Source organism: Paraburkholderia sp. RL18-101-BIB-B (assembly GCF_046026985.1).
GTDB lineage: Bacteria > Pseudomonadota > Gammaproteobacteria > Burkholderiales > Burkholderiaceae > Paraburkholderia.
The window spans coordinates 56,450-77,611 of record NZ_JARESV010000032.1; the positions used below are offsets into that span (position 1 = coordinate 56,450).

19 protein-coding genes and 1 pseudogene are annotated in these 21,162 nt (G+C 58.6%); 14 read left to right on the top strand and 6 right to left on the bottom strand.

Annotation, left to right across the window (positions count from 1 at the left end):
* Positions 1 to 368 precede the first annotated feature (368 nt).
* Both P0D73_RS32310 and P0D73_RS32315 read right to left on the bottom strand, forming a co-directional pair.
* Positions 369 to 692: a DUF4148 domain-containing protein gene (locus P0D73_RS32310; RefSeq protein ID WP_408434524.1), complete on the bottom strand. Its 324-nt coding sequence runs from the start codon at positions 690 to 692 to the stop codon at positions 369 to 371.
* A 481-nt stretch (positions 693 to 1,173) separates the two neighbouring features.
* The gene (locus tag P0D73_RS32315; protein WP_408179596.1) at positions 1,174 to 2,127 is read right to left on the bottom strand and encodes a LysR family transcriptional regulator; all 954 of its coding nucleotides are present in this window, start codon (positions 2,125 to 2,127) and stop codon (positions 1,174 to 1,176) included.
* A gap of 102 nt (positions 2,128 to 2,229) precedes the next feature.
* Here P0D73_RS32315 and P0D73_RS32320 point away from each other — a divergent pair, with 102 nt between their 5' ends.
* The 10 genes from P0D73_RS32320 to P0D73_RS32365 all read left to right on the top strand — a co-directional run bounded on the left by P0D73_RS32320 (position 2,230) and on the right by P0D73_RS32365 (position 14,041).
* Entirely contained in the window at positions 2,230 to 3,102 is an 873-nt protein-coding gene (locus tag P0D73_RS32320; RefSeq protein ID WP_408179674.1) for an NmrA family NAD(P)-binding protein, read from the top strand.
* A gap of 100 nt (positions 3,103 to 3,202) precedes the next feature.
* Complete coding sequence (locus tag P0D73_RS32325) at positions 3,203 to 3,898, top strand: SDR family NAD(P)-dependent oxidoreductase (RefSeq protein ID WP_408317477.1); 696 nt, start codon at positions 3,203 to 3,205, stop codon at positions 3,896 to 3,898.
* Positions 3,899 to 4,195: 297 nt separating this feature from the next.
* A complete protein-coding gene (locus P0D73_RS32330) occupies positions 4,196 to 4,879 on the top strand; it encodes a (2Fe-2S)-binding protein (RefSeq protein WP_408317479.1) in 684 nt (227 codons plus the stop codon).
* Positions 4,866 to 5,846: an FAD binding domain-containing protein gene (locus tag P0D73_RS32335; protein ID WP_408317481.1), complete on the top strand. Its 981-nt coding sequence runs from the start codon at positions 4,866 to 4,868 to the stop codon at positions 5,844 to 5,846. Before P0D73_RS32330 ends, P0D73_RS32335 begins: the two co-directional genes overlap by 14 nt.
* Positions 5,843 to 8,044: a xanthine dehydrogenase family protein molybdopterin-binding subunit gene (locus tag P0D73_RS32340; protein WP_408317483.1), complete on the top strand. Its 2,202-nt coding sequence runs from the start codon at positions 5,843 to 5,845 to the stop codon at positions 8,042 to 8,044. The genes P0D73_RS32335 and P0D73_RS32340 overlap by 4 nt, the downstream gene beginning before the upstream one ends.
* Before the next feature lie 233 nt (positions 8,045 to 8,277).
* Entirely contained in the window at positions 8,278 to 9,246 is a 969-nt protein-coding gene (locus P0D73_RS32345; RefSeq protein WP_408317485.1) for a cyclase family protein, read from the top strand.
* 4 nt (positions 9,247 to 9,250) lie between these two features.
* The gene (locus tag P0D73_RS32350) at positions 9,251 to 10,069 is read left to right on the top strand and encodes an SDR family NAD(P)-dependent oxidoreductase (protein WP_408289226.1); all 819 of its coding nucleotides are present in this window, start codon (positions 9,251 to 9,253) and stop codon (positions 10,067 to 10,069) included.
* 87 nt (positions 10,070 to 10,156) lie between these two features.
* Complete coding sequence (locus P0D73_RS32355; RefSeq protein WP_408179604.1) at positions 10,157 to 11,593, top strand: MFS transporter; 1,437 nt, start codon at positions 10,157 to 10,159, stop codon at positions 11,591 to 11,593.
* 68 nt (positions 11,594 to 11,661) lie between these two features.
* Positions 11,662 to 13,455, top strand: a complete 1,794-nt coding sequence (locus tag P0D73_RS32360) for a CocE/NonD family hydrolase (RefSeq protein ID WP_408317487.1) — start codon at positions 11,662 to 11,664, stop codon at positions 13,453 to 13,455.
* Positions 13,456 to 13,813: 358 nt separating this feature from the next.
* Positions 13,814 to 14,041, top strand: coding sequence for a hypothetical protein (locus P0D73_RS32365; RefSeq protein WP_408317489.1), 228 nt, complete (start codon positions 13,814 to 13,816; stop codon positions 14,039 to 14,041).
* A gap of 323 nt (positions 14,042 to 14,364) precedes the next feature.
* Here the strand turns inward: P0D73_RS32365 and hisD are convergent, their stop codons facing one another.
* Positions 14,365 to 15,672, bottom strand: a complete 1,308-nt coding sequence (hisD, locus tag P0D73_RS32370; protein ID WP_408289218.1) for a histidinol dehydrogenase — start codon at positions 15,670 to 15,672, stop codon at positions 14,365 to 14,367.
* Positions 15,673 to 15,826: 154 nt separating this feature from the next.
* Positions 15,827 to 16,933, bottom strand: a complete 1,107-nt coding sequence (locus P0D73_RS32375; RefSeq protein ID WP_408179609.1) for a LacI family DNA-binding transcriptional regulator — start codon at positions 16,931 to 16,933, stop codon at positions 15,827 to 15,829.
* Positions 16,934 to 17,093: 160 nt separating this feature from the next.
* Between P0D73_RS32375 and P0D73_RS32380 the strand changes: the two genes are divergently transcribed.
* The 4 genes and pseudogenes from P0D73_RS32380 to P0D73_RS32395 all read left to right on the top strand — a co-directional run.
* Positions 17,094 to 17,510, top strand: a complete 417-nt coding sequence (locus tag P0D73_RS32380) for a TetR/AcrR family transcriptional regulator (protein WP_408317530.1) — start codon at positions 17,094 to 17,096, stop codon at positions 17,508 to 17,510.
* 217 nt (positions 17,511 to 17,727) lie between these two features.
* On the top strand, positions 17,728 to 17,934 hold the full coding sequence (locus tag P0D73_RS32385; RefSeq protein WP_408289211.1) for a hypothetical protein: 207 nt from the start codon (positions 17,728 to 17,730) through the stop codon (positions 17,932 to 17,934).
* Between the two features lie 392 nt (positions 17,935 to 18,326).
* Positions 18,327 to 19,040 carry a TetR/AcrR family transcriptional regulator gene (locus P0D73_RS32390; RefSeq protein WP_408179611.1) on the top strand — a complete coding sequence of 238 codons (714 nt, stop codon included), beginning with the start codon at positions 18,327 to 18,329 and terminating at the stop codon, positions 19,038 to 19,040.
* A 45-nt stretch (positions 19,041 to 19,085) separates the two neighbouring features.
* Positions 19,086 to 19,379 (top strand): annotated as a pseudogene (locus P0D73_RS32395) (IS6 family transposase); the annotation flags it as partial.
* Between the two features lie 83 nt (positions 19,380 to 19,462).
* Here the strand turns inward: P0D73_RS32395 and P0D73_RS32400 are convergent.
* Positions 19,463 to 20,401, bottom strand: coding sequence for an alpha/beta fold hydrolase (locus P0D73_RS32400; protein ID WP_408179613.1), 939 nt, complete (start codon positions 20,399 to 20,401; stop codon positions 19,463 to 19,465).
* Between the two features lie 129 nt (positions 20,402 to 20,530).
* Positions 20,531 to 21,151 (bottom strand): TetR/AcrR family transcriptional regulator, encoded by a 621-nt coding sequence (locus P0D73_RS32405; protein ID WP_408317491.1) that lies wholly within the window; start codon positions 21,149 to 21,151, stop codon positions 20,531 to 20,533.
* Positions 21,152 to 21,162 lie beyond the last annotated feature (11 nt).

Consider the following 21,162-nt stretch of genomic DNA (forward strand, 5'->3'; position numbering starts at 1 on the left):
CGGTATTAAACCTGTCAGGCGAATAGACCGCCCAATCTGGTATCCAAACAATTGGTTGATGGCGAATAACTTGGCAGAGCGTTGATTCGACGCATCGCTGCCTTCCGATGAAGTTTCTTGGAGCTTAAGTTGGACGACTTGGTAAATGAATATCCGTCACGTCAGAAGTGATATGACGCAATGTCATTAAAGATCACGAGTGGATTCAAGACTTGTGACAGTAGCAGGGCTGCGCATGCGGCATTTGGTACGTAGTAAAGCGTGCGGGCGATTTACTACATATAGTTCGGGCGGACGAAAGTCCAGCCTGAAAGCCGCCCGTCCGGCGAGGCAGAGTGTAGATACTTTCGCGCCGGACGGCATGTGGCTCAGCGATGCGCATAAATTGAACCGAGCCCTTTAACGACAGTGCGGCTGCCCGATTCCGTGCGGCTGTCCTGTACGCCGCCGAAACTGGTTTCGACGTTGGCATCGGTGTTGCGCTGTGCGCTAATCTTGGCCTCAGCGGCTTGAATGTCGTCCGGGTAGTGGGGATCGTTGGCGCGGCCAGGCGTGCAGCCGGCCTTTTCAAGCTGAACGAGTTCGGCGCGGACCTGGGCACGGGTTACAGTGGAAGCGGTTTCCTGGGCATGGCTCGCGATTGGAAAGACGAGGGCAGTTGCGACGACCAGGGTGAGTTGGCGGAAGTTCATGGCAAATCTCCTTCGGTTTGGGTTAAGAGAAGAACGTATGGTGTGGAATGGATTGTGGACAAAAGGAGATGAAACTGAAATAGCATCGCAGTCATTTAATCGATGCCGGATTGTCATGAACGAATCGCCGGGAAACTGACAGGCTGAAGTGAATCGCGCTACCGAAACGCGGCGCGGCAAATTTCTGCGGCCAGTGCGGCTGGCAAAATGCTCGGCATGTATCCGCGTCGTTGGGAGACGGGCTGGGGTTACGACGTCCCCGCTACGTCTTGAGGTCGCGACGGACGACGGTTTAGCTGGGAGCCGGACGCTACTGTCTACCGCGATAGGGGACGTGTGTCGTTAAAGTCTCGGAAATGCGCCGGTTTTTTTAGCAGCCGGGAGATCCAAACTCGTCAGTGCAGGGTCACGGGAGGACGGGTGAACCGCTCATCTACACGCGACCACCTTTTGAGCCAAAAGATAGTGAGCGACTTGGCCGTTAGGGACGGCTAGCCTTGGTTCGCCTATCGAGCATCTTTTCTGGGGCTGCGCTGAGCGACACAATGAAATCGAGAAACATGCGCACCTTTGCCGGAACATGATGGCGGGACGGATAGAGTGCGTAAAGTGGGAATCGATCGTCGGGCCAGTCGGGGAACAGCTCCACGAGCCGGCCATCCGCGAGTAGTTGTTCTACACCGAGCTCCATCACCTGAGCAATGGCGTGCCCGGCCACGCAGACGCTATGCATTGTGCCGACATCGTTGACAGTGAGTCGCCCAGCCACCTCAATGGAAATTTTCTTGCGCCCGCGGTGAAATTCCCAGTCGAAGGGTCGCCCTGTTTCGGGATCCCGGAACCTTATGCATTGGTGAGCGTCATTTTCGAGCTCGGAGGGTTGCTCGGGGCGGCCCTTGCGCTTGAGATAGGCGGGCGCTGCAACGGTCAGGATGCGCGTATCGAGGAGCTTTCGTGCCACAAGACTGGAAGGTCGCGGTTCACCAAATCGGACCGCTAGGTCAAAGCCGTCGGCGATCATATCGCCGAGCTGATCCCTTGTGACCAATTCCAGTCGGAGCTCCGGATACTGATCGATAAATGACCCTAACTTCGGGGCAAGGAGCAGGCGGGAAAAAAATGGATCGACATTGACCCTCAGGCGACCGCGTACCGCTGTCGCTCCCTCGGTAGCGGACGTCGCGGCCTCTTCAAGCGCCGCAAGCAGTGGTATCACTTGCTCGTAAAGGCGGCGGCCCTCATCCGTCAGTGTGACAGAACGCGTCGTGCGGTCCAGGAGACGGACCCCTAGGCGCGTTTCAAGCCGTGCTATGCAGCGGCTGACACCCGACTGAGACATGTCGAGCATGTCACCCGCAGCAGCGAAACTGCCGGTGTCGACTATCGCGGACAGAACACCCATCCCGTTCAGAATTCGTTCGTCGAAGCCGGCCATCAATGCCCCCGCAGCATATATCAAATGACACTGATGTTATCGCGAAAAGACGTGTCGGCGCACAAAATTGCCCCATCGAACGATGCGAATCAGGAGGGGCAGATGTTTGCGGTTACTGGAATTACCGGGCAAGTAGGAGGTGTCGTTGCACGTGTTCTGCTTGCTGCGGGCCTGGAAGTGCGTGGAGTCGTTCGTGATCCAGTAAAAGGAGAGGACTGGGCAAACCAGGGATGCGAGGTGGCAGCAGCTGAAATGAACGACGCAGTCGCCTTGGCGCGTGCCTTTGACGGGGCGGAAGCAGTCTTCATTTTGCTACCTCCGAATTTCGATCCGGCACCCGGGTTTCCAGAGGCGAGGACCACAATCGCCGCAGTGAGCGACGCGCTGGCCGTATCAATGCCCAAGCGTGTAGTTTGCCTGTCCACTATCGGTGCCCAGGCAACGCAGCCCAGCTTGCTGCAGCAATCAGGAATGATGGAGCGAACATTCGGCTTGCTGCCAATGCCAGTCGCGTGCCTTCGCGCGGGATGGTTCATGGAAAACACCGCCTTCGACCTGGAGCCGGCGCTTGCGTCTGGCGTAATTCCCAGTTTCCTTTATCCGTTAGACAGGCCTGTTCCTATGGTAGCAACCGCCGATGTAGGTCGGATGGCGGCGAGCCTGCTCCGCCAAAATTGGACCGATCACCGGATCATAGAACTCGAGGGACCGCGTCGGACGACGCCGAACGAAGTCGCTGAAGTGTTCTCCCGGTTACTGGGTAGGGATGTTCGGATGGAGCCTGTGGCTCGGGATACGTGGGAAGGTCTGTTCGCGTCGCATGGAATGAAAAATCCGTTGCCGCGTATCCAGATGTTGGACGGCTTCAACGAAGGGTGGATCGAATTCGAATGCCCGGCAAGTACGGTCAAAGGCAGTGTTCCGCTGGAAACGGTCGTGCGCGGGATGATCCAGCGTATGGCTGAAACCGTCTGATCGAATCCGTCCGACTGTACGGCTGTTCCGGCGTTGCAGGCCGGACATCCCACTCGTAACGCGAGACCGGCTAGTTAAATTCCCCTAGGAGAGTTATGTCATGTCTGAGAAACCAACTGTTCTGATTATTGGCGCGTCCCGCGGGTTGGGACTGGGACTTTCGCGTGAGTATCTGCATCGCGGATGGAACGTGCTTGCCACTGTGCGCCGCGGAAGCGGTCAAACAGCGTTGCACGAATTGCAAAAGGCCAGCGACGCACTAGAAATTGAATACGTGGATATTACGAAGCCGGACGAAGTGGAAGACCTATGCGTGCGTTGCGGGGACAGAAGTTTTGATCTGCTCTTTGTGAATGCCGGCGTGACCAATGACCCGCAGGAAACGATCGGCGAGGTTTCGACGGAAGAGTTTGTGCGGGTCATGGTGACGAATGCCCTGAGTCCGATGCGGGTCGTCGAGCGGATGGTCGAATATGTGCGTCCGGACGGTATGGTCGCGGTTATGTCATCGGAGCTCGGCAGTGTCGCCGACAATACCACTGGAGGCTGGGAGGTATATCGCGGCAGCAAGGCGGCGCTCAATACCTTGATGCGATCCCTGGTCGCGCGGCGTGCGGGGGATACGCGCACCTTCTACGTGGTCGCGCCAGGATGGGTCCGCACTGAAATGGGCGGCCCGGAAGCGTTTCTGGACATCGACACGAGTATTCCCGGTGTCGTAGAAGCGCTGGAAAGACGCCGCGGGACGCACGGACTTGTATTTGCGAACTACCGCAATGAAATTCTACCTTGGTAAAGTTGTCAGTCGTCGCTGGTTCTTTCGACTTGAAAGAATGAGAGTTCGCTCTAGCCGTACGTGAAGTCGCGGTTGTACGAAGCTCTTAGACGGGGAACAAGCAATTCGCCGGCCATATCAATGACAAATTGTCATTTTAAAAATGACATAAACGCTATCGAGCCTTCGGTGTCGTGCGCGCACAATAAACCCTGTCCCCGGTTTGAAAGTGTCTCAAAGCGCTCTTGAGTAGCTGTCTTCCATGAAATCGAGGCACGCTTTGTGTTCGTAATGTTATGCAGATATTTAGGAATACATATGAAAGACGAACAGGAAGCAAAATCAGATCTGGCCGACGGCGATGAACATCAAGTCGGGGGCGGCCTTACGATGACCCGCCGCGGTCTATTCCGGTCAACTCTCGCCGCCGCGACGTCAGTGGCGTTAAATGGCGTCCAGGCTGCACCCGTCCCTACGTCGACGGAGCGCAGGTCTCACGCTGCGCGTGCAAACAGCATCGTTCGCATATCGGTCACGATCAATGGAGTTGCGCATCGTGTAGAAGTGCGCTCCGACGTGACGTTGCTCGATCTACTGCGAGAGCAGCTGCACCTCACCGGTGCCAAGAAAGGTTGCAACCGTGGGGAGTGCGGCGCCTGTACGGTTATGTTGGACGGAAGACGAGTCAACTCCTGTTTCGTTCTAGCGGCCACACTGGAGGGCCGCCGCGTGACGACGGTCGAGGGACTCGCAACTGGCGATTCGTTGCATCCGGTGCAGCGTGCCTTCATAAAATGCGATGCTTTCCAGTGTGGGTTCTGCACGTCGGGGCAGATCATGTCCGCGGTCGGCTGCATTGAAGAGGGACACACACGGTCCAATGCGGAAATTCGGGAGTGGATGAGCGGAAACCTCTGTCGGTGTTCGGCCTATCCTCAAATCGCCGAGGCAGTCGAGACGGCTTCGGTCGAAATGCACGGAGGCGCCCATGGAGCCGTTTGAATACGAGCGGGTGTCATCGACCGATGAAGCACTCGCACTTGCCAATTCCAGCGGCTCAGCGTTCCTTGCAGGAGGCACCGAGCTATTGAACTGGATGCGCATTGGGATCGAGAGGCCAACGAAGATCATTGATATCGGTCGAATCGAGGGCTTGTCGGAGATCCGAGAGACATCGTCTGGCGGGCTGACCATCGGCGCGTTGAGCAAGCTGAACGATATCGCCCAGCATCCTCAGGTCATGCGTGACTATCCTGTCCTCTCGCAGTCGATACTGAAGGCTGCATCGGCGCAAATCCGGAATCTGGCGACGATAGGTGGGAATCCGCTACAACGTGTGCGATGCCCATATTTCCGCGCGGATGAGCCGACACCCTGTAATAAACGCGTTGCGGGTTCGGGCTGTGCTGCGCTGCACGGGTTCAACGAGAAGCACGCCATTTTCGGCTGGACCGAGGACTGCGTGGCTGTACAGCCATCGGACCCGGCGGTCTCGCTTGCGGCCCTCGATGCGGTATTCATAACAGACCGTCCCGGGGGAGGCCGGCGAATTCCAGCTCGCGATTTCCACGTGCTGCCGGGCGAAAACCCGGCGGCGCATCACCGACTCGCGGGCGGGGAGTTGATTACCGCGGTTGAACTGCCGAGAGCCTGGCCAAAGTCCGCCTACCTGAAGATTCGCGAGCGCGAAAGCTACGAGTACGCGACAGTGTCGACAGCCGTGGCGCTCGAACTTGACGGTGATGTCATCGCGAACGCGCGGATCGCGCTGGGTTCGGTGGCGATGCGGCCATGGAGGTTGGACGAAACTGAGCGCAGATTGGTCGGTCAGCGTCTAGGCTCCGCAGGTATCAATGCAGCCGTCGACGCAGGTCTGGTCGACGCGCGCCCACTTTCGCGCAACGGCTATAAGGTTGTTATCGCACGCAACGCAGTATTGCGCACCATCGATACGGCAGCGAGGACATGATGAGCAATCTGGGTCAATCCATTCCCCGGCATGACGGCCCCATCAAGGTAACGGGTGCCGCGCTCTATTCGGGCGATCGGAACCTCCCGTCTCAACTCTATGCGGTGTTCGTCAATGCGACGATTCCAGCAGGACGTGTCGTCTCGATAGAGACGAGCGCCGCCTTGGCACGAGTCGGAGTGGTCAGAGTGTTGAGGGCGTCCGACATGCCTCGAGCGCATCGAAAGCTGGACGAAATCAGTGTGCCGCCGCTTGCGACGCGATTCATTCCCATGCAATCGGACGACATCGTCTACGAGGGACAGCCGGTCGCCATGGTGTTGGCAGAGAGTCTGCAGGCAGCCGAAGCGGGCGCTGCTGTCGTACGCGTGCGCTATGAAAGGCGCCCGTTTGTCGTACCTGACACCGCGCCTGCCACAGACGTTGCTCCAGAGAAGGGTAATTATTCGAAAGCGAATGCACTCGAATTCCACAAGGGTGACGCCGCTGGTGCAATTGCTGGTGCGGCGTTCCGCGCAGGCGGCGAATATACGCAACCCTCTCGTCATGGCAACCCGATGGAGCCTTGCGCCATTCTCGCAGTTTGGGAGGGTGGGAGGCTGACTGTGTACGATGCTGTGCAGCATCTTCCGGCGGTGCAGAACACGCTGGCGGCAGCATTCGGAATCGATAATTCCAAAGTTCGCGTCGTCGCCCCGCATACGGGCGGAGGCTTTGGCACCAAAGCCTTTGTATGGCCTCATGAAATCCTGGTCAGCATGGCTGCCCGCGTCGCGGGTCGGCCAGTCAAGATGGTGCTGACCCGCCAGCAGCAATACGGCATGGTCGGCTATCAACCTCAGATGACCCATGAAGTACACCTTGGTTCGGATGCGCAGGGTAGGCTTCTCGGTGTTAGCCATCAGGCCGTGAATGTGACAGGTATGACCGACGACTATGTGGAATTTGGTGCGGTACCCGCAAAGTCCTTTTACGCCTGCGAGAACGTTTCTGCTACTCACCGAATCCGCCGTGGTCACGTCGTTTTGCCGACCTTCATGCGTTCACCTTGGGATGGTCCGGGATCTTGGGCACTTGGCTCGGCCATGGATGAACTGGCGAGATCGTTAAACGTCGATCCTCTCGATCTGCGATTGGCTAACTACACGGAGCTTGACCCCGAGAGCGGCAAACCGTGGTCGTCGAAAAAGCTTCGGGAGGCCTACGACGAAGGTGCAAGACGCTTCGGGTGGCGCGAACGTCCGAAAGGCGGAACGCTTGACGGTCACTGGCGGATCGGATGCGGGATGGCGGACTGCAGTCAGGGGCAGGCACGGTTTCACTCGACCGCGAAGGTGAGGCTACGTGCTGACGGGACGGCTCAACTTGAATCAAGCTTCTGCGACATTGGCACGGGGCCTGCCACGGTGTTTCCCCAGATCGTTGCTGACGTGCTCGGGTTGGACCCGGCGCGCGTGACGGCCCTATCGGGGGACACGAACCTGCCGTATGCCGGGCCCACCTACGGCTCAAGCACCACGATAAGCACGGGTGCCGCAGTGCAAAAGGCTGCGCAGGATGTCCGGTCCAAACTGGCGAAGCTGGCCGGCTGGCCCGCGGACCAGGTTTCGCTAGAGGGCGGACGTATCGCTTACGGCAGTACGTCGCGCACCATCCAGGACATATTGGGCGAAGCTGGCGTGGCTGAACTCGCATCGGAGGGAGCATTTGATTTGCCTGGCAACGCGCCGGTAGATATGGGCTCTCCGGGATTCCCCACGCGATCTTTCGGGGTTGTCTTCGTGGAAGTCGCTGTTGATCCCGAGCTGGGACTGCTGCGACTTCGCCGGGCAACGGGTGTCTACAGCGCGGGCCGGATCATCAACGCCATGACGTCCCGATCACAAATGATTGGTGGCATTGTCTGGGGATGGGGTATGGCCGCCATGGAGGCCAGTCACTACGAGCCGACACTCGGGCGTTGGCTTGCAAAAGATCTTGCCGGTGTCCCCATTCCGGTGAACGCGGACATCCCGCCTGACATAGACGTGGCGTTTGTCGACGAATTTGACGCGAACTCCGGTCCGCTCGGTGCCAAGGGGATCGGTGAACTCGGCGCGACGGGCGTCGCAGCGGCCGTAGCGAATGCTGTATTCGACGCAATCGGAGTACGTGTACGCGATCTGCCAATCACACCTGACAAGCTCATCCAGGCGTAAAGCGGTGTGACGAGGCGTCTGACCGGTTGAGCGTACCAGGTGCCGGTATCGCTCGGCCGGTCCGGCTCCATGATGCGGCCGCAGCGACGCCGGGGGGACGATGCATTCTGCCCTGTATGGTGGATCAGGAAGTACCCCAGGTTCTGCAAAAAACATTAGCTGGCGCCACATGAGTCCCTTGACATTTGACTCGGCGACTTATAATTTATCAAATAATAAACAAGGAGATGGAAATGGTACATCGTTACGACGCAAACAAATTCACTCTGGACCACGTGCGTAGCACCGCCGAGCGCTGCAGGAATTGGGGTAAGTGGGGCCCCGACGATGAAATTGGAACCCTCAACTACGTCGCGGAAGAGGACATTCAGGCCGCTGCGAAGCTTGTTCGCAAAGGCAGGGTGTTCTCCCTCGGTTTGAACTTCGATCGCGACGGTCCCCAGAAGGGGCACTGGGGCAATCGCTTTAATCCGATCCACACGATGCTCGCCACCGGGACCGACGCGGTTGCCGGAAACCAGGACGCTGGCGGCCTTAGATATGCGGATGACGCCGTGTCGCTGCCACTGCAGTGCGGCACACAGTGGGACGCCCTTAGTCACATCTTTTTTGACGACAAGATGTGGAACGGCTACGACGCACGACTTGTGGATAGCGATGGCGCTCAGAAGAACGGAATCGAGAAGACGAAAGCGAAGATGGTAGGTCGCGGCGTGTTGCTCGACGTCGCGCGCCATCTTGGTGTCCATTCGCTGCAGGACGGCGATGCGATCTCAATCGAGGATCTCGAGGCGACTCAGCGAGCTCAGGGTGTGACCGTACGTCGAGGCGACTTTGTGATCGTGCGGACTGGTCATATGGAGCGTTGTCTTCACGAGGGGGACTGGGGTGGATACGCCGGTGGTTCAGCTCCTGGTCTCGCCTTCGAGACGGCGAACTGGGTGCACGACAAACAGATCGCGGCAATCTGCACTGACACATGGGGATGTGAAGTACGCCCGAATGAAACCGACGACTGCACGCAGCCGTGGCATTGGGTCGTGATCCCGATGATTGGGATCAGCATGGGGGAGATTTTCTACGTCAAGGAACTCGCGGAGGACTGCGCGAAAGATGGCGTGTACGAGTTCATGTTCACCGCGCCGCCATTGCCGATTACAAAAGCAGTTGGCTCGCCTCTCAATCCGCTCGCCATCAAGTAGTTCCTTGAACGGTACATCGGAAGAGCAAGATGCGGAAGATACCTCCACGGGAACAATGATGCGGTCGCAGAAATCGTCTTCGGACCTTGATGGCCTGGCGGCTCTCGTGACGGGAGCCGGAAGAGGGCTCGGTGCAGAGATCGCGGGCGCTCTCGCACAACGTGGCGCCAAGGTCTACGCACTAAGTCGCAGTGCGAACGAACTTGACGAGGTAGTCAGGAAAATCCACGACGCCGGCGGTCAGGCCTCCGCACTCGTATGCGATGTCACAGATGTCGATGCGTTTGCTGCGGTGGTCGACCGCATGGATCGGCTGGACGTCCTGGTGAACAACGCGGGAACGAATTTCCCGACCGAATTCGTTGACGTTACTTTGGAGCAGCTCGATACCATGCTGATGCTCAACGTGCGGTCAATGTTTACGGTAGCGCAGACATGTGCTCGCAAGATGATTGCGAGCAGCACAGACAGAGGATCGATTATCAACATGTCGTCTCAGATGGGGCATGTGGGTGCGATCCGTCGGTCGGTGTACTGCATGACGAAGCATGCGATCGAGGGGCTTACCAAGGCCATGGCGTTGGAGCTCGCCGCGTACCGTATCTGCGTTAACACGGTAGCGCCAACATTCGTCGAGACTCCAATGACGAAATCTTTTTTCGAGGACGCCAGGTTTCATAGCTGGGTCATGGAGCGATTGCCGATGGGGCGGCTGTTGCAGGCGGAGGATGTCGCCGCGGCCGTTTGTTACCTGGCGTCGCCCGCTGCAGCGATGGTGACAGGAACAAGTCTGAGGATAGACGGAGGCTGGACTGCGCAGTGACGGAAGCAGCAGGTGGCGCGCTGCATGCCGTAACCGCTAGCAGTGACGTTATCGCTACACAGACTAAATTACAGATGGAGACAGCTCATGCAACCTTTCACGCAGCGGCGGGACTTGCTGAATCTATACGCGAGTTCGCGACCCACAAAGCGCTACTTCGGCGCGTTCTCCGTGTTTTGCCTCGGCTTTACACTCGACTTCTTTGACTTTTATCTCGTCGGCTTCCTGCTCGCTGTTCTCGGTCCAGGATGGCACCTGACCTACGGAGAATCGTCGCTGATTCTCCTTAGCGCTGGGGCCGGCGCGATCGTGGGTTCGCTATTCAGCGGCTCTCTGGCGGATGCGTTTGGCCGAAAGCGCGTGTTGTTGATCAGTACAACGATCTGCGGGTTCGGTGCAGGCGCAGTTGCATTCTTACCGGAAGGGGCGTGGCTGGGGTTCGCTGCGTTGCGCTTTCTCGTCGGCTGCGGGCTTGCAGGCGCGGCGACGACACAGACGGTTCTGCTCGTCGAGCACACACCCGCGAGCTATCGCACGCGGTTGACGGGTTTTCCGTTCATCGCCGCTTCTGTCGGATCGCTGATTGCCTCGATTTCCGCCGCGACCCTTCTGCACGCATTCGGCTGGCGAGGCGTTGCAGCCCTAGGTTTTGCACCGCTACTCGTGACGTTGTTTGCTGCGCTGTATGTCCCCGAATCAGGACAGTGGCTAATCAGCAAAGGGCGGCTTGGCGAGGCACGCAACGTATTCGCGCTCTTGCTCGGCATGGATGCCGATGACCTACCCACGATGACTACAGCAACGAGCGTTACAAATGCGCCTGCGCCCAATGGGCGGATCAGCGAGCTATTGCTGTTTCCTGGTCGCACACTACTGGTGATTGTGACGTGGGCCGCACTGAGTACGGCTGGCTACGGAGTCTATCTCTGGGGGCCAACGATCGTCGCGTTGCTGCTAAAGATATCGCCTTCAGAAGCTGCAAGATACTTCATCGTCGTAGCGCTCGCGGGAATTGCCGGCCGGCTGCTTCTTTCCTTGCTACCTATGTGGATCACGCGTAGGAGGGTTTGCGCGATCTTCGGCTTTGGCATCGCGGTCTCGCTTGGTGTCGCCGGGCTGGGTGCCCAGCAAACCGTCGCGGGATTCCCGCTGTTTGTGGCCATGGTTGCGGTTGGTGCTCTATTTTTCGACGGTGGCTGGTGCGTGATCGGCCCTTATTCGGCGGAAATATTCCCCACGCGGCTTGCAGCCCGCGCCATCGGAGTAGGCCAGGCCGCGAACGGCATCGGCAAGATTCTCGGTCCGTTGTGCCTCGCTGTTATTGCGGGAACGGGCAACGTCATCACACCGCGCGCAACAACAGATGCGGTTCTTCCCGCGTTTCTGTTTCTTGCGGGTTGTGGCCTTCTGATCGGCATTCTGTTTGCCGTGCTGGCTCCCGCTGACGCTTCTGAACGAGGCGAAACCGGCATTGAACCGCTATCAGATACACCAGGACAAGCGGTCAACCGTATCGCCCATTGAAGACGGTCGAGATAGAGGGACTGCCCCGCCCGCGACCCCAGGATTAACCTGAAAGAGGAAGAAACGAAATGACTTCAACGAGACTTGAGCCCGACGATGCGCCGGCTGACGAATCACGGGCGCTGAGGACCGAGACCCGGCTGGGTATGATTATCGAATGGGATGTGCCGATCAGAACGAGTGATGGCGTTGTGCTGAGGGCGGACATTTTCCGGCCTGCCAAAGAGGGTCGATTTCCAGTCCTGATGTCTCACGGACCCTATGGAAAGCTGTTGCATTTCGAAGACGGCTACAAGACGGCGTGGGACCGCATGGTGGACGAACATCCCGACGTGGCAGCTGGCTCCTCCAACGCGTATCAGAGCTGGGAGGTAGCGGACCCGGAGAAATGGGTGCCGCACGATTACATCTGCATCCGCGTCGACAGCCGCGGCGCGGGTCGCTCGCCGGGCTACCTTGAGACCTGGTCGGCTCAGGAGATCAAGGACTTCGCGCGTTGCATCGACTGGGCAGGTGTTCAACCCTGGTGTAATGGAAAGGTCGGATTAAGCGGTATCTCGTACTATGCAAACAATCAGTGGCAGGTTGCTGCGGAAAAGCCGAAGCACCTCGCTGCGATCTGTATCTGGGAAGGCTTTCAGGATTACTACCGGGAGATGTTTTTCCACGGTGGAATCTACTGCACGTTCGCTCAGAACTGGTACGACATGCAGGTGAAGACCGTACAACACGGCCTCGGCAAGCGCGGTTATCGTAGCCGGTTGAATGGCGAATGGGTGTCGGGCCCCGCGACGCTGACCGAGGAGGAACTCGGTAGCAACAGATTCGACATGTGGGACGAAATCATCAAGCATCCATTGATCGACGAATTTCACACGTGCCGCACGCCCGACTGGAACGATATCGAAGTGCCCGTGCTGTCGGCTGCCAATTGGGGCGGCCAGGGGCTCCACCCGCGTGGCAATTTTGAGGGTTACATGCTCGCCGCCTCGAAGCAGAAGTGGCTCGAGGTTCACGGTATCGAGCACTGGACGCACTACTACACCGATTACGGCATCGCCATCCAGAAGCGTTTTTTCGATTACTTCCTGAAGGGTGAGAGCAACGGCTGGGATCAGGAACCGAAGGTACGCTTACAGGTTCGCCACCCGGGGGAGAGATTCGTCGAGCGCTTCGAGGAGAACTGGCCGATCCCGCACACGCAGTGGACTCGTTACCACCTTCACGCTGACGGTCACGTGCTGGATACCGTGCAGCAGCAACAAGTTGCGAGACTGCCGTTCGACGCGCTGGGTGACGGCCTTACGTTTGTTACGCCACCGGTCGAGCAGGAGGTGGAGGTGACCGGGCCTATCGCAGCGCGACTTCATGTATCGTCTACGACAAAGGACGCGGATCTGTTTCTGGTCTTGCGTGTATTTTCTGCCGACTTCAATGAGGTGGTATTCGTCGGGGCCTTGGACCCTCACACGCCGATCGCACAGGGGTGGCTGCGCGCGTCCCACCGGAAGCTCGACCAGGATAAATCGCTGCCTTTCCGGCCGTATCACACTCACGATGAGATCCAACCACTCACGCCTGGCCAGATCTACGAACTCGATATTGAGCTCTGGCCGACGTCAATCGTTGTGCCGCCGGGAGCGCGCATCGCCCTGAGCGTGCGCGGCAAGGATTACGTCTACCCAGGCGGGAGCGGTGGCAAGTTGTCGAACATGAAGAATGAGTTCACCGGCTGTGGCCCGTTTCTCCACGACGATCCTCGTGACCGGCCTGCCGACGTGTTCGGTGGTACAACGACACTGCACCTGGGCGGCGGACGTGAAAACTACGTGCTCTTGCCGATAGTGCCAAAGGTGAAATAGCAGATCCGCCTTGTTCGGCACGCTCGCGCGGTCTGTCTTACCGGTCTTTGGTCCGGTGTGACGGACCGCGCGACCCCACAGTGTTACCGAGCATACTAAGAGATTGGCAAAGCGTTGCAGCATCGCGATTCATGCGGTGTCGGGAGTCTTCACCGGATGGCAACCAGATCCGTGTTGTTCGTCCCAGGCTTCTCGTGGTTGAGGCCGACGCAGTGCGCACGCCTCGTTCCGAGCGATCAGCAAAACTTTAACGAGCGAAGCTCTGGAGGCAGAGATGCGATGCACGCTCGCGCAGTTATATGTCGAGGTCAAGACGGCCAGGAAGGCTGTACGCTTGCGGCGCCGAGAGAGTCGACGCATGATAGACGCTGAGTCGGCCGAAAACTTTAACCGGCATTTGGAGCGTTGCCGGGAGGTGGCATCGGACATAACGATCTTCCCTTGGCCGGAGCCAGTTATTGTGGCTGATGTTCCCCTGCACGACGGGCGGGCGGATGTCACCTATGCCGAGATACAGATGCACTACGATCAGCTGCTGGGTATCCTTTCGGTGGCAATGGCCGGCCCTCTATTGGCAATGGCATAGAGTGGTCGCGCGGATGTTCGGCGCCGGACACAATACACCGCTTCGTCAGAACGTTGGGAGAGGGAAGCCGCGCCGTGGGCGGTGTTCGCAGCTTCGCCGCAGGCAATCCGCGTGTCATACCGGCAGCGTTCACGCGGTGATGACCGAGAAGGGTGACGCTTGTCGACGCTCCAGGTGCAAGGACGGCGGCCGGCTAGATGGCGCATTTTGCATTGTCGTCGAACTGCTCATCGGTAGTGAAGGTACGTTATGGCACGCGGTGTACGGAGCCACCCGCGAGTCGCTCCGCACTCGTTGCCGCAACTGGGCGGTCTGAAAGTTTTTCAGACCGCAGCGCCGCCGTATGGCACCTCCTTGTGTCCGTAGCGGCGCACCCGCAGATTAGCCTGTTCGCCATGCCCGGCGAACCCCTCCAGCGCGCACAGGCGGGAACAGTATTCACCGATCAGGGCAGACGCTTCGTCGGTGATAACTTTCTGATACGTGCAGGTCTTCAGGAATTTGCCCACCCAAAGCCCACCGGTATAGCGCGCCGCCTTCTTCGTGGGTAGCGTATGGTTCGTGCCGATGGCCTTGTCGCCGAACGCAACGTTTGTGCGCGGGCCGAGAAAGAGCGCACCGTAGTTGGTCATATTTTTCAGGAAATAATCAAGGTCGCTGGTCAACACCTGAACATGTTCGGAGGCGATGTCGTTGGCGATCTTGACCATCTCCTCGTCGCTGTCCGCAACAATGACTTCGCCGTATTTATCCCACGACTTGCGGGCAATTTCGGCGGTCGGGAGGATCTTAAGCAGCCGCTCGATCTCCGTCAGCGTCTCACGCGCGAGCTTTTCGGAGGTTGTCAGTAATACGGCGGGTGAGTCCGGACCGTGTTCCGCCTGTCCGAGCAGATCAGTCGCGCACATCTCACCGTCAACCGATTCGTCCGCGATCACGAGCGTCTCTGTCGGACCCGCGAAGAGGTCGATGCCGACGCGACCGAAAAGCTGCCGCTTGGCTTCTGCGACGAAGGCGTTACCCGGTCCGACCAGAATGTCCACAGGTGCAATCTTCTCTGTGCCGATTGCCATGGCACCGATCGCCTGGATGCCTCCGAGGCAATAGATCTCGTTCGCACCTGCCATATGTTGTGCAGCGACGATGGCGGGAGCTGGCTTGCCGTGGAAGGGCGGCGCGCAGGTAATGATGCGTGGTACACCGGCAACACGAGCGGTGATTACCGACATGTGCGCGGAAGCCAGTAGTGGGTATTTGCCGCCCGGCACATAACATCCCGCGGCGTTGATTGGAATGTTCTTGTGCCCGAGGATTACGCCGGGAAGCGTTTCCACTTCGATGTCGCGGATCGATTCCCGTTGGTGTCGTGCGAAGTTTTCCACCTGCTTCTGCGCGAATTCGATGTCCGCGATGTCGCGTTTGGTCAATTGGGAAAGGCAATCGTCGATTTCACGCTGCGACAGCCGGTAATCCTCGCGATCCAGCTTGTCGAACCGGATCGATAGTTCGCGCACTGCCTCATCCCCACGCGTCTCGATGTCCGCGAGGGTTGCTTCCACGGTATCGCGTACTTCTTTCGCTGCAGACTTGATCACTTCGGCTTCTGCGCCGTGCTTGAGCCATTTGGCCATTTGGCGTTCTCCTTCATGTTTAATCTGTGGATTGCATTCGAATGCAACGTACGTTTGCATACGGATGCAAACGCACCATAAGGATAGGCCCGTCTCGGAAAAATTTCAAGTTATCAGTTGATAAGTGTAAGTTTGGTGTGAAACCGGACGCTGCTCATTGCGATGTGTCCGGGCGCTTCCGCGAGCGCCAGATCCAGTGGTCTGCGGACCGCACGACGCCGGTCTGTGGTATGCGCGCGGATCCACGCACGATCAATTCTCCGTCGATGATGTGCTGCACAGTGGGCGCCACTGCTGTGGAAAGCTGACGCTCCACAACCTGGACGACTCGCCGGACCATTAGATCAACGGGCTGCGAATAGGTGGTCAGCCCGAAGATGGGCCATCGCGCCATCTCAATGTCGTCGAACCCGACGATGGAAAGGTCGGTACCGACCTGGAGTCCGAATTCCGTGCGGGCAAGATTGATAGCCACAAGTGCCATGTAATCGTTGGCGCAGAAGATGGCGTCTGGAGGTGTTGCCGACGACAGCAGCGTGCGTACGGCCGACTCTGTGTCAGCAGTGGAATAGTTTCCGACCACGCGTTCAATACGACGGACCCTGCGTTCGGCCAGACCTTCCAGGAATCCGGCCTCCCGGTCCCGGCTGGTTGATGAATGTTCAAGTCCAGCGACGTACGCGAAACGCCGATGTTTACCGGCGAGCAGGAAGGCGGCAAGCTCCTTTGCCCCTCGCCGGTTATCGCCGGTAACACTGGAAACCGAATCGCTGTCGGTCTTGCGGTTTAGCATGACCACCGGAAGACCCAGTTGCAGGCACTCGTCCGCGAAATGGGATGAAAGGCTTGTCGATATGAGAACGAGCGCATCCACCCGGTACCGCAGTACCTCGTCAAGGAGCGGGTCGGAGCCCGCCATAGGATCGGAGGTGAATAGCAATACCCGGTAGCCGATTCTGGCAAAGGAGGCGGAAAGCGCGTCAAGGGCTGCCTGGTAGAAAGGGTTGGCGGTACTAGGTACCGCGACGCCAATGAGACTCGAGCGTCTGGTAATTAGCGAGCGGGCAACCAGGTTGGGACGATAGCCAAGCTGCTGTGCTGCATCCAGGACTTTTGCGCGCATGGTCGCCGACACGCTGGCACCAGGAGTAAAGACGCGAGATACCGCGGACTGGGACACGCCCGCGAGTTCAGCGACCTCATAGGCCGTAGCGGGGCGTCGTTCGGGTTCGACTTCCCTATTGACCGGACCGAGATTCATCAGTGCTTTTCCATTGAATCGTTGCTGTGTATCGCCGGCGTGCAGCGGCTCGGGATGCAGTAAACCCAGATCATATCCTGATGGGGAAACCCCTAGCCGGGGACGCTTGACTTCATGCATTTTGACATATAACTTATCATGTAATAAACAATGATAAGCGCTGTTTTCGGCCGGTGTTGTTCCTCGCCGATTTCCCGAGGCTGCGCAGTTTTTTCTCGAGCATGGATTCGCTGGCTCGGCCCGGGAGTTGGCGAGGCAGATTGGCGTGCCACAGCCGTTGCTGCTCCGGTATTTCGAGTCCTGGGAAGATCTGTTCGACGCGGTCTTTGACAAAGTCTTTTCAGGTCTATGGTGCGGTGAAATGGTCGAGCCTGGTCTGCGACCGTTCCCGTCCGTTGCGCGAGCGCTTGTTGGCCTTTACGACGTCTATCTGCCAGTGGTTTTCAACAGGCAATGGATGCGCCTGTACGTATTTGCTGGTCTTTCGGACACTCGCATCAACAGGCGTTATTTCCGGATCATAGAACAGCGGTTTTGCGACCGCTTTGCGTGGAGGTGCGGGCGGAATTCGGCATGATCGGAGCTGACGCACGTCCGATTACCAATGACGAGCTTGACCACATCTGGTCGTTCCACGTTTCGACGAATGCACCCAGCGGGAGACAGCGTCTCAAGCGGTGGCTTCCTTTCTTGAAGAAAAGGACTGCGGAGTACCGTCGACCAGCGGCCACAAGGGACATCAACATGCAGGCGGCAATGCAGGTGGATCGTCGAACACGGCCGCCTGAAACGCAATGGACGTGACGATTTTCCAGAGCATCGCGCGGGTCTGGGAAAAGTCACCCTCCGAGGAGCAAACAGAGCAGGAGGCGGAAATGAACTTTAACTGGGTCGCAATGCTTGGTGTATGGCGAAGAATCTCTGCAGGATGGCGTCGGTGGTTTGACGAGGCGATCCGGCTACGCGGCCAAGCGGAGGCAGTCTATTTTGTCGACGACTGAGACTGGAAATGGTCATCGGCGAGTAACGACCGTGGGCCTTTTTGAACAATATACCGTGCGGTGTGTGGCACACGGTGATAACGAACGTCGACGCATAGTGGGAGCCCGTGAAGAAGGTCTGCTATCGCCCAATACCGGGCCTACTGTGCACATTGTCGATATAATAGCTAAGGGCGCGGCGTCGACGGTGCACCGCGTGTGAGCTACTTGGTTTCAATGCAGCGGCTTGTTCGCCATGAACTGGCAGCGCAATCCGGATTACTGCCAGTAGCCGTGAAAGACGCACCCACGCCTATCGCGGACGTCGGTAGCCAGTTGACAACGTAGCAGGCGGCCAATGCCCAAGATCCAAGTCACGGGACAGCCCAAAATGGCAACGGACTTTCGAGAGGATGCAAGGTAACGTGAACGGCAGAGCGAAATCGACCCGCACCAGCGCTGTTGTCGCTGCGGTGCCAGAAAAGCGGCGCCGGCAATCGCCAGACGAGAGGCGGGCGCAGATAATCCGGGAGAGCATCAATTTCTTTTCCGAGCATGGCTTTGCTGGTTCGACCCATGACCTGGCGAAACAGATTGGAGTCACTCAGCCACTCATGTTTCGTTACTTCCAATCGAAAGATGATCTGATTGATGCGGTGTTCAACGCCGTGTTCACCCAACGTTGGGACAGTCAATGGCCCAAGCTGATCCGTGACCGGTCACTTCCGCTTCGGGAACGGCTTGTCCGATTTTATAACTCATACCTGAAGGTGGTCTTCAATCGAGATTGGATGAGACTTTATGTCTTCGCGGGTCTTTCGGGCGTGGAAATAAATCGCAGGTACTTTCGTATCCTTGAGCAGCGCATTCTGATGCCGCTGTGCGAGGAATTACGCGCGGAGTACAGGATGGCGTCTGGGGTCGACATTCCCATTACGGAAGACGAACTTGACTACGTATGGTCCTTTCACGGTGGGATTTTCTATCATGGAATTCGGCGTTGCGCCTTTGGCACGTCAACGGACCACGAGCTAAGCCAAACCGTTCTCGATGTAACAATTGACGCCTTCATCAACGCGGCTCCGCACGCGATCGGTCGGTTCACGGCCGAGGCTCACCGCTCCTGAGATTTTCCGCTTCGAGATAGTTGCTACAGCGCAGCCTCGCTGGAGGCTGATATTCCTGAACTCGCTCAGGTAAAGCACGTCTTTATCAAAGCGGCTGCTCGCGTGAAAAACCGCGCCGAGAATAGCCACCAACCAACCCGCAGGCGCGAGCGCCAGATGTGCGACTTTCGCGACGCGCGTCCCACGCAGGCGTTTCTCGCATGCTTCGGCCCGATCCGGCAGCACTTCGCGCTGCCCAGACATCAGATGAACGCGGATTGTCATCGCGCCATACTAAAAGAACGCATCGCCACATGGCAAGACAGGCCTGTCCCAACCGCAGCCAACCTAGTTATCTGATAAGGATAACTACTCTTGATTCAGACATGTAGCCTACGCTCGTCAACTTGACAGCGCCGTCGCGAGTGGGCTTGCGGCCGCATTCATTTACCCATGAACCTGATGATTTGCTCGGCGACTGCGCGAGGGGCTTCTTCGGGCATATAGTGCCCACAGCCAGCAAACACAGCACCCCGCACATCCACCGCGACTAAGCGCATCGTGTCCAGCAGCATTGCTCCGACTCCGCTCTCCGCGCCGACAGCGAGTACCGGCATGGCGAGCATGCGCTCGGCGCGGGCCCGAGTGTGCGCGATTCCTTCGGGCCCGAGATTGTGTCGTTGGTAGGAAAGCGCCGCCCGCGTCGCGCCAGGGGCGGCGTTGACGCGCACATATTCACCGAGATCCGCCGGCGTGATCGTCCAGGGACGAGTGGATTTGGCCCTGAACAGCCAAGTCAGTAACTCCCGCTCGCGTCCCTGCAGCAGGATCTCCGGCAGATCATCGAGCCGGTTGAAGGCCAGGTGCCAGGTCTTGACATTCGCCTCCGCCGAGGGAATGCCGGCCGGAGGCGGCGGGGTGATGCCGGGCAGCGCCGCGTCGAACACGGCGAGCCGCTTCACGTCGCCCGGCCATTCGGCCGCATAGGCATAGCCGATCCAGGTGCCAAGATCGTGACCGACGATGTCGACAGGCCCGTCGGCGGTCAGTTTCAGCGCCTCGACGAAACCATGAAGCTCGGCGGCCACGGTACGCATCTCGTAGCCAGAGGCGGGCCGATCGGAGTCTCCCATGCCGCGCGGGTCGAGCGCGATCACGCGTCGGCCGGCCTTGGCAAGCAGCGGCATCACATAACGCCATGCGTACCAGCTCTGCGGCCAGCCGGGCAGCAGCAGGATCGGCGCGCCGCGGCCGCCTTCGACGAAATGCAGCCGCACGCCCTTGATAACGACGGTATCGTGGTGGAACTGCGTCCAGAACGTCGCAGGGTCGAAGGGCGGCAACGTGTCCGCGGCGGAGGTTTGAACGACGTCATGCGACATGGTGTACTCCTGGTCGAGTCTGGGTGATCAGCGGTCGCGTCCAACCGCCTGGTGGGACTGGTTTCGCGGAGGTCGGTTGGCGTGGCCGGTTTCATATAGAAAGAGACCTCTTCCAAATTAGGCAAATGCTCAGTCGAGCAGCTTCAACGCGCTATCGACGAGACTTGCCATCTCCTCACGGGAGCGGCCGGTCTTGCCCAGGACGCGCATTCCCTGCACCACGCACAGCAGCAGGCGGGCGGTGACGGCAGCATCGACCAGCGAGGAAACGGAGCCATCTTCTTGTCCCTCTCGAATGAACTCGACGAGACGCCTTTCCTGGCTCGCGAGCACGGCGGCGACGCGCTTCGCCATTTCGGGATCGGTGCTTGCGAGATCGACAGCGCTGCCCACGACGAGGCAGCCGCGCCGGCCGGTCTTGCCGTGGCTGGCTTCGGCATAGACGGCGAGCATGGCCCTGACCTTGTCGCGTGCGGTTCGTGTGTTTGCCAGCTCCTGCGCCAGCCGCTCGCTGCGCAGCATGACGTAGCGCTCGAATGCGGCCAGGAAGACGCCGCGCTTGTCCCGGAAGGCCTTGTAGAGGCTGCCCTCGGCGATCTCCATCGCAGCCGTGAGCTTGCCGAGCGAGGTGGCGTAATAGCCGTTCTCGCTGAACGTGCCGATGGCCTTGTCCAGCGCGTGATCGAGATCGAACTCCCGTGGGCGTCCGGGGCTGCGAGGTCCCGGAGAAGGTGTGACTGATTTGTCCATGGGTTGTATAA

Excerpts from the sequence above, each read along its gene's own strand:
- P0D73_RS32310 (WP_408434524.1), bottom strand. The coding sequence starts at position 692 with ATGAACTTCCGCCAACTCACCCTGGTCGTCGCAACTGCCCTCGTCTTT.
- P0D73_RS32315 (WP_408179596.1), bottom strand. The coding sequence starts at position 2,127 with ATGGCCGGCTTCGACGAACGAATTCTGAACGGGATGGGTGTTCTGTCC.
- P0D73_RS32320 (WP_408179674.1), top strand. The coding sequence starts at position 2,230 with ATGTTTGCGGTTACTGGAATTACCGGGCAAGTAGGAGGTGTCGTTGCA.
- P0D73_RS32325 (WP_408317477.1), top strand. The coding sequence starts at position 3,203 with ATGTCTGAGAAACCAACTGTTCTGATTATTGGCGCGTCCCGCGGGTTG.
- P0D73_RS32330 (WP_408317479.1), top strand. The coding sequence starts at position 4,196 with ATGAAAGACGAACAGGAAGCAAAATCAGATCTGGCCGACGGCGATGAA.
- P0D73_RS32335 (WP_408317481.1), top strand. The coding sequence starts at position 4,866 with ATGGAGCCGTTTGAATACGAGCGGGTGTCATCGACCGATGAAGCACTC.
- P0D73_RS32340 (WP_408317483.1), top strand. The coding sequence starts at position 5,843 with ATGATGAGCAATCTGGGTCAATCCATTCCCCGGCATGACGGCCCCATC.
- P0D73_RS32345 (WP_408317485.1), top strand. The coding sequence starts at position 8,278 with ATGGTACATCGTTACGACGCAAACAAATTCACTCTGGACCACGTGCGT.
- P0D73_RS32355 (WP_408179604.1), top strand. The coding sequence starts at position 10,157 with ATGCAACCTTTCACGCAGCGGCGGGACTTGCTGAATCTATACGCGAGT.
- P0D73_RS32360 (WP_408317487.1), top strand. The coding sequence starts at position 11,662 with ATGACTTCAACGAGACTTGAGCCCGACGATGCGCCGGCTGACGAATCA.
- P0D73_RS32365 (WP_408317489.1), top strand. The coding sequence starts at position 13,814 with ATGATAGACGCTGAGTCGGCCGAAAACTTTAACCGGCATTTGGAGCGT.
- hisD (WP_408289218.1), bottom strand. The coding sequence starts at position 15,672 with ATGGCCAAATGGCTCAAGCACGGCGCAGAAGCCGAAGTGATCAAGTCT.
- P0D73_RS32375 (WP_408179609.1), bottom strand. The coding sequence starts at position 16,933 with ATGAATCTCGGTCCGGTCAATAGGGAAGTCGAACCCGAACGACGCCCC.
- P0D73_RS32385 (WP_408289211.1), top strand. The coding sequence starts at position 17,728 with ATGGACGTGACGATTTTCCAGAGCATCGCGCGGGTCTGGGAAAAGTCA.
- P0D73_RS32390 (WP_408179611.1), top strand. The coding sequence starts at position 18,327 with ATGCAAGGTAACGTGAACGGCAGAGCGAAATCGACCCGCACCAGCGCT.
- P0D73_RS32400 (WP_408179613.1), bottom strand. The coding sequence starts at position 20,401 with ATGTCGCATGACGTCGTTCAAACCTCCGCCGCGGACACGTTGCCGCCC.
- P0D73_RS32405 (WP_408317491.1), bottom strand. The coding sequence starts at position 21,151 with ATGGACAAATCAGTCACACCTTCTCCGGGACCTCGCAGCCCCGGACGC.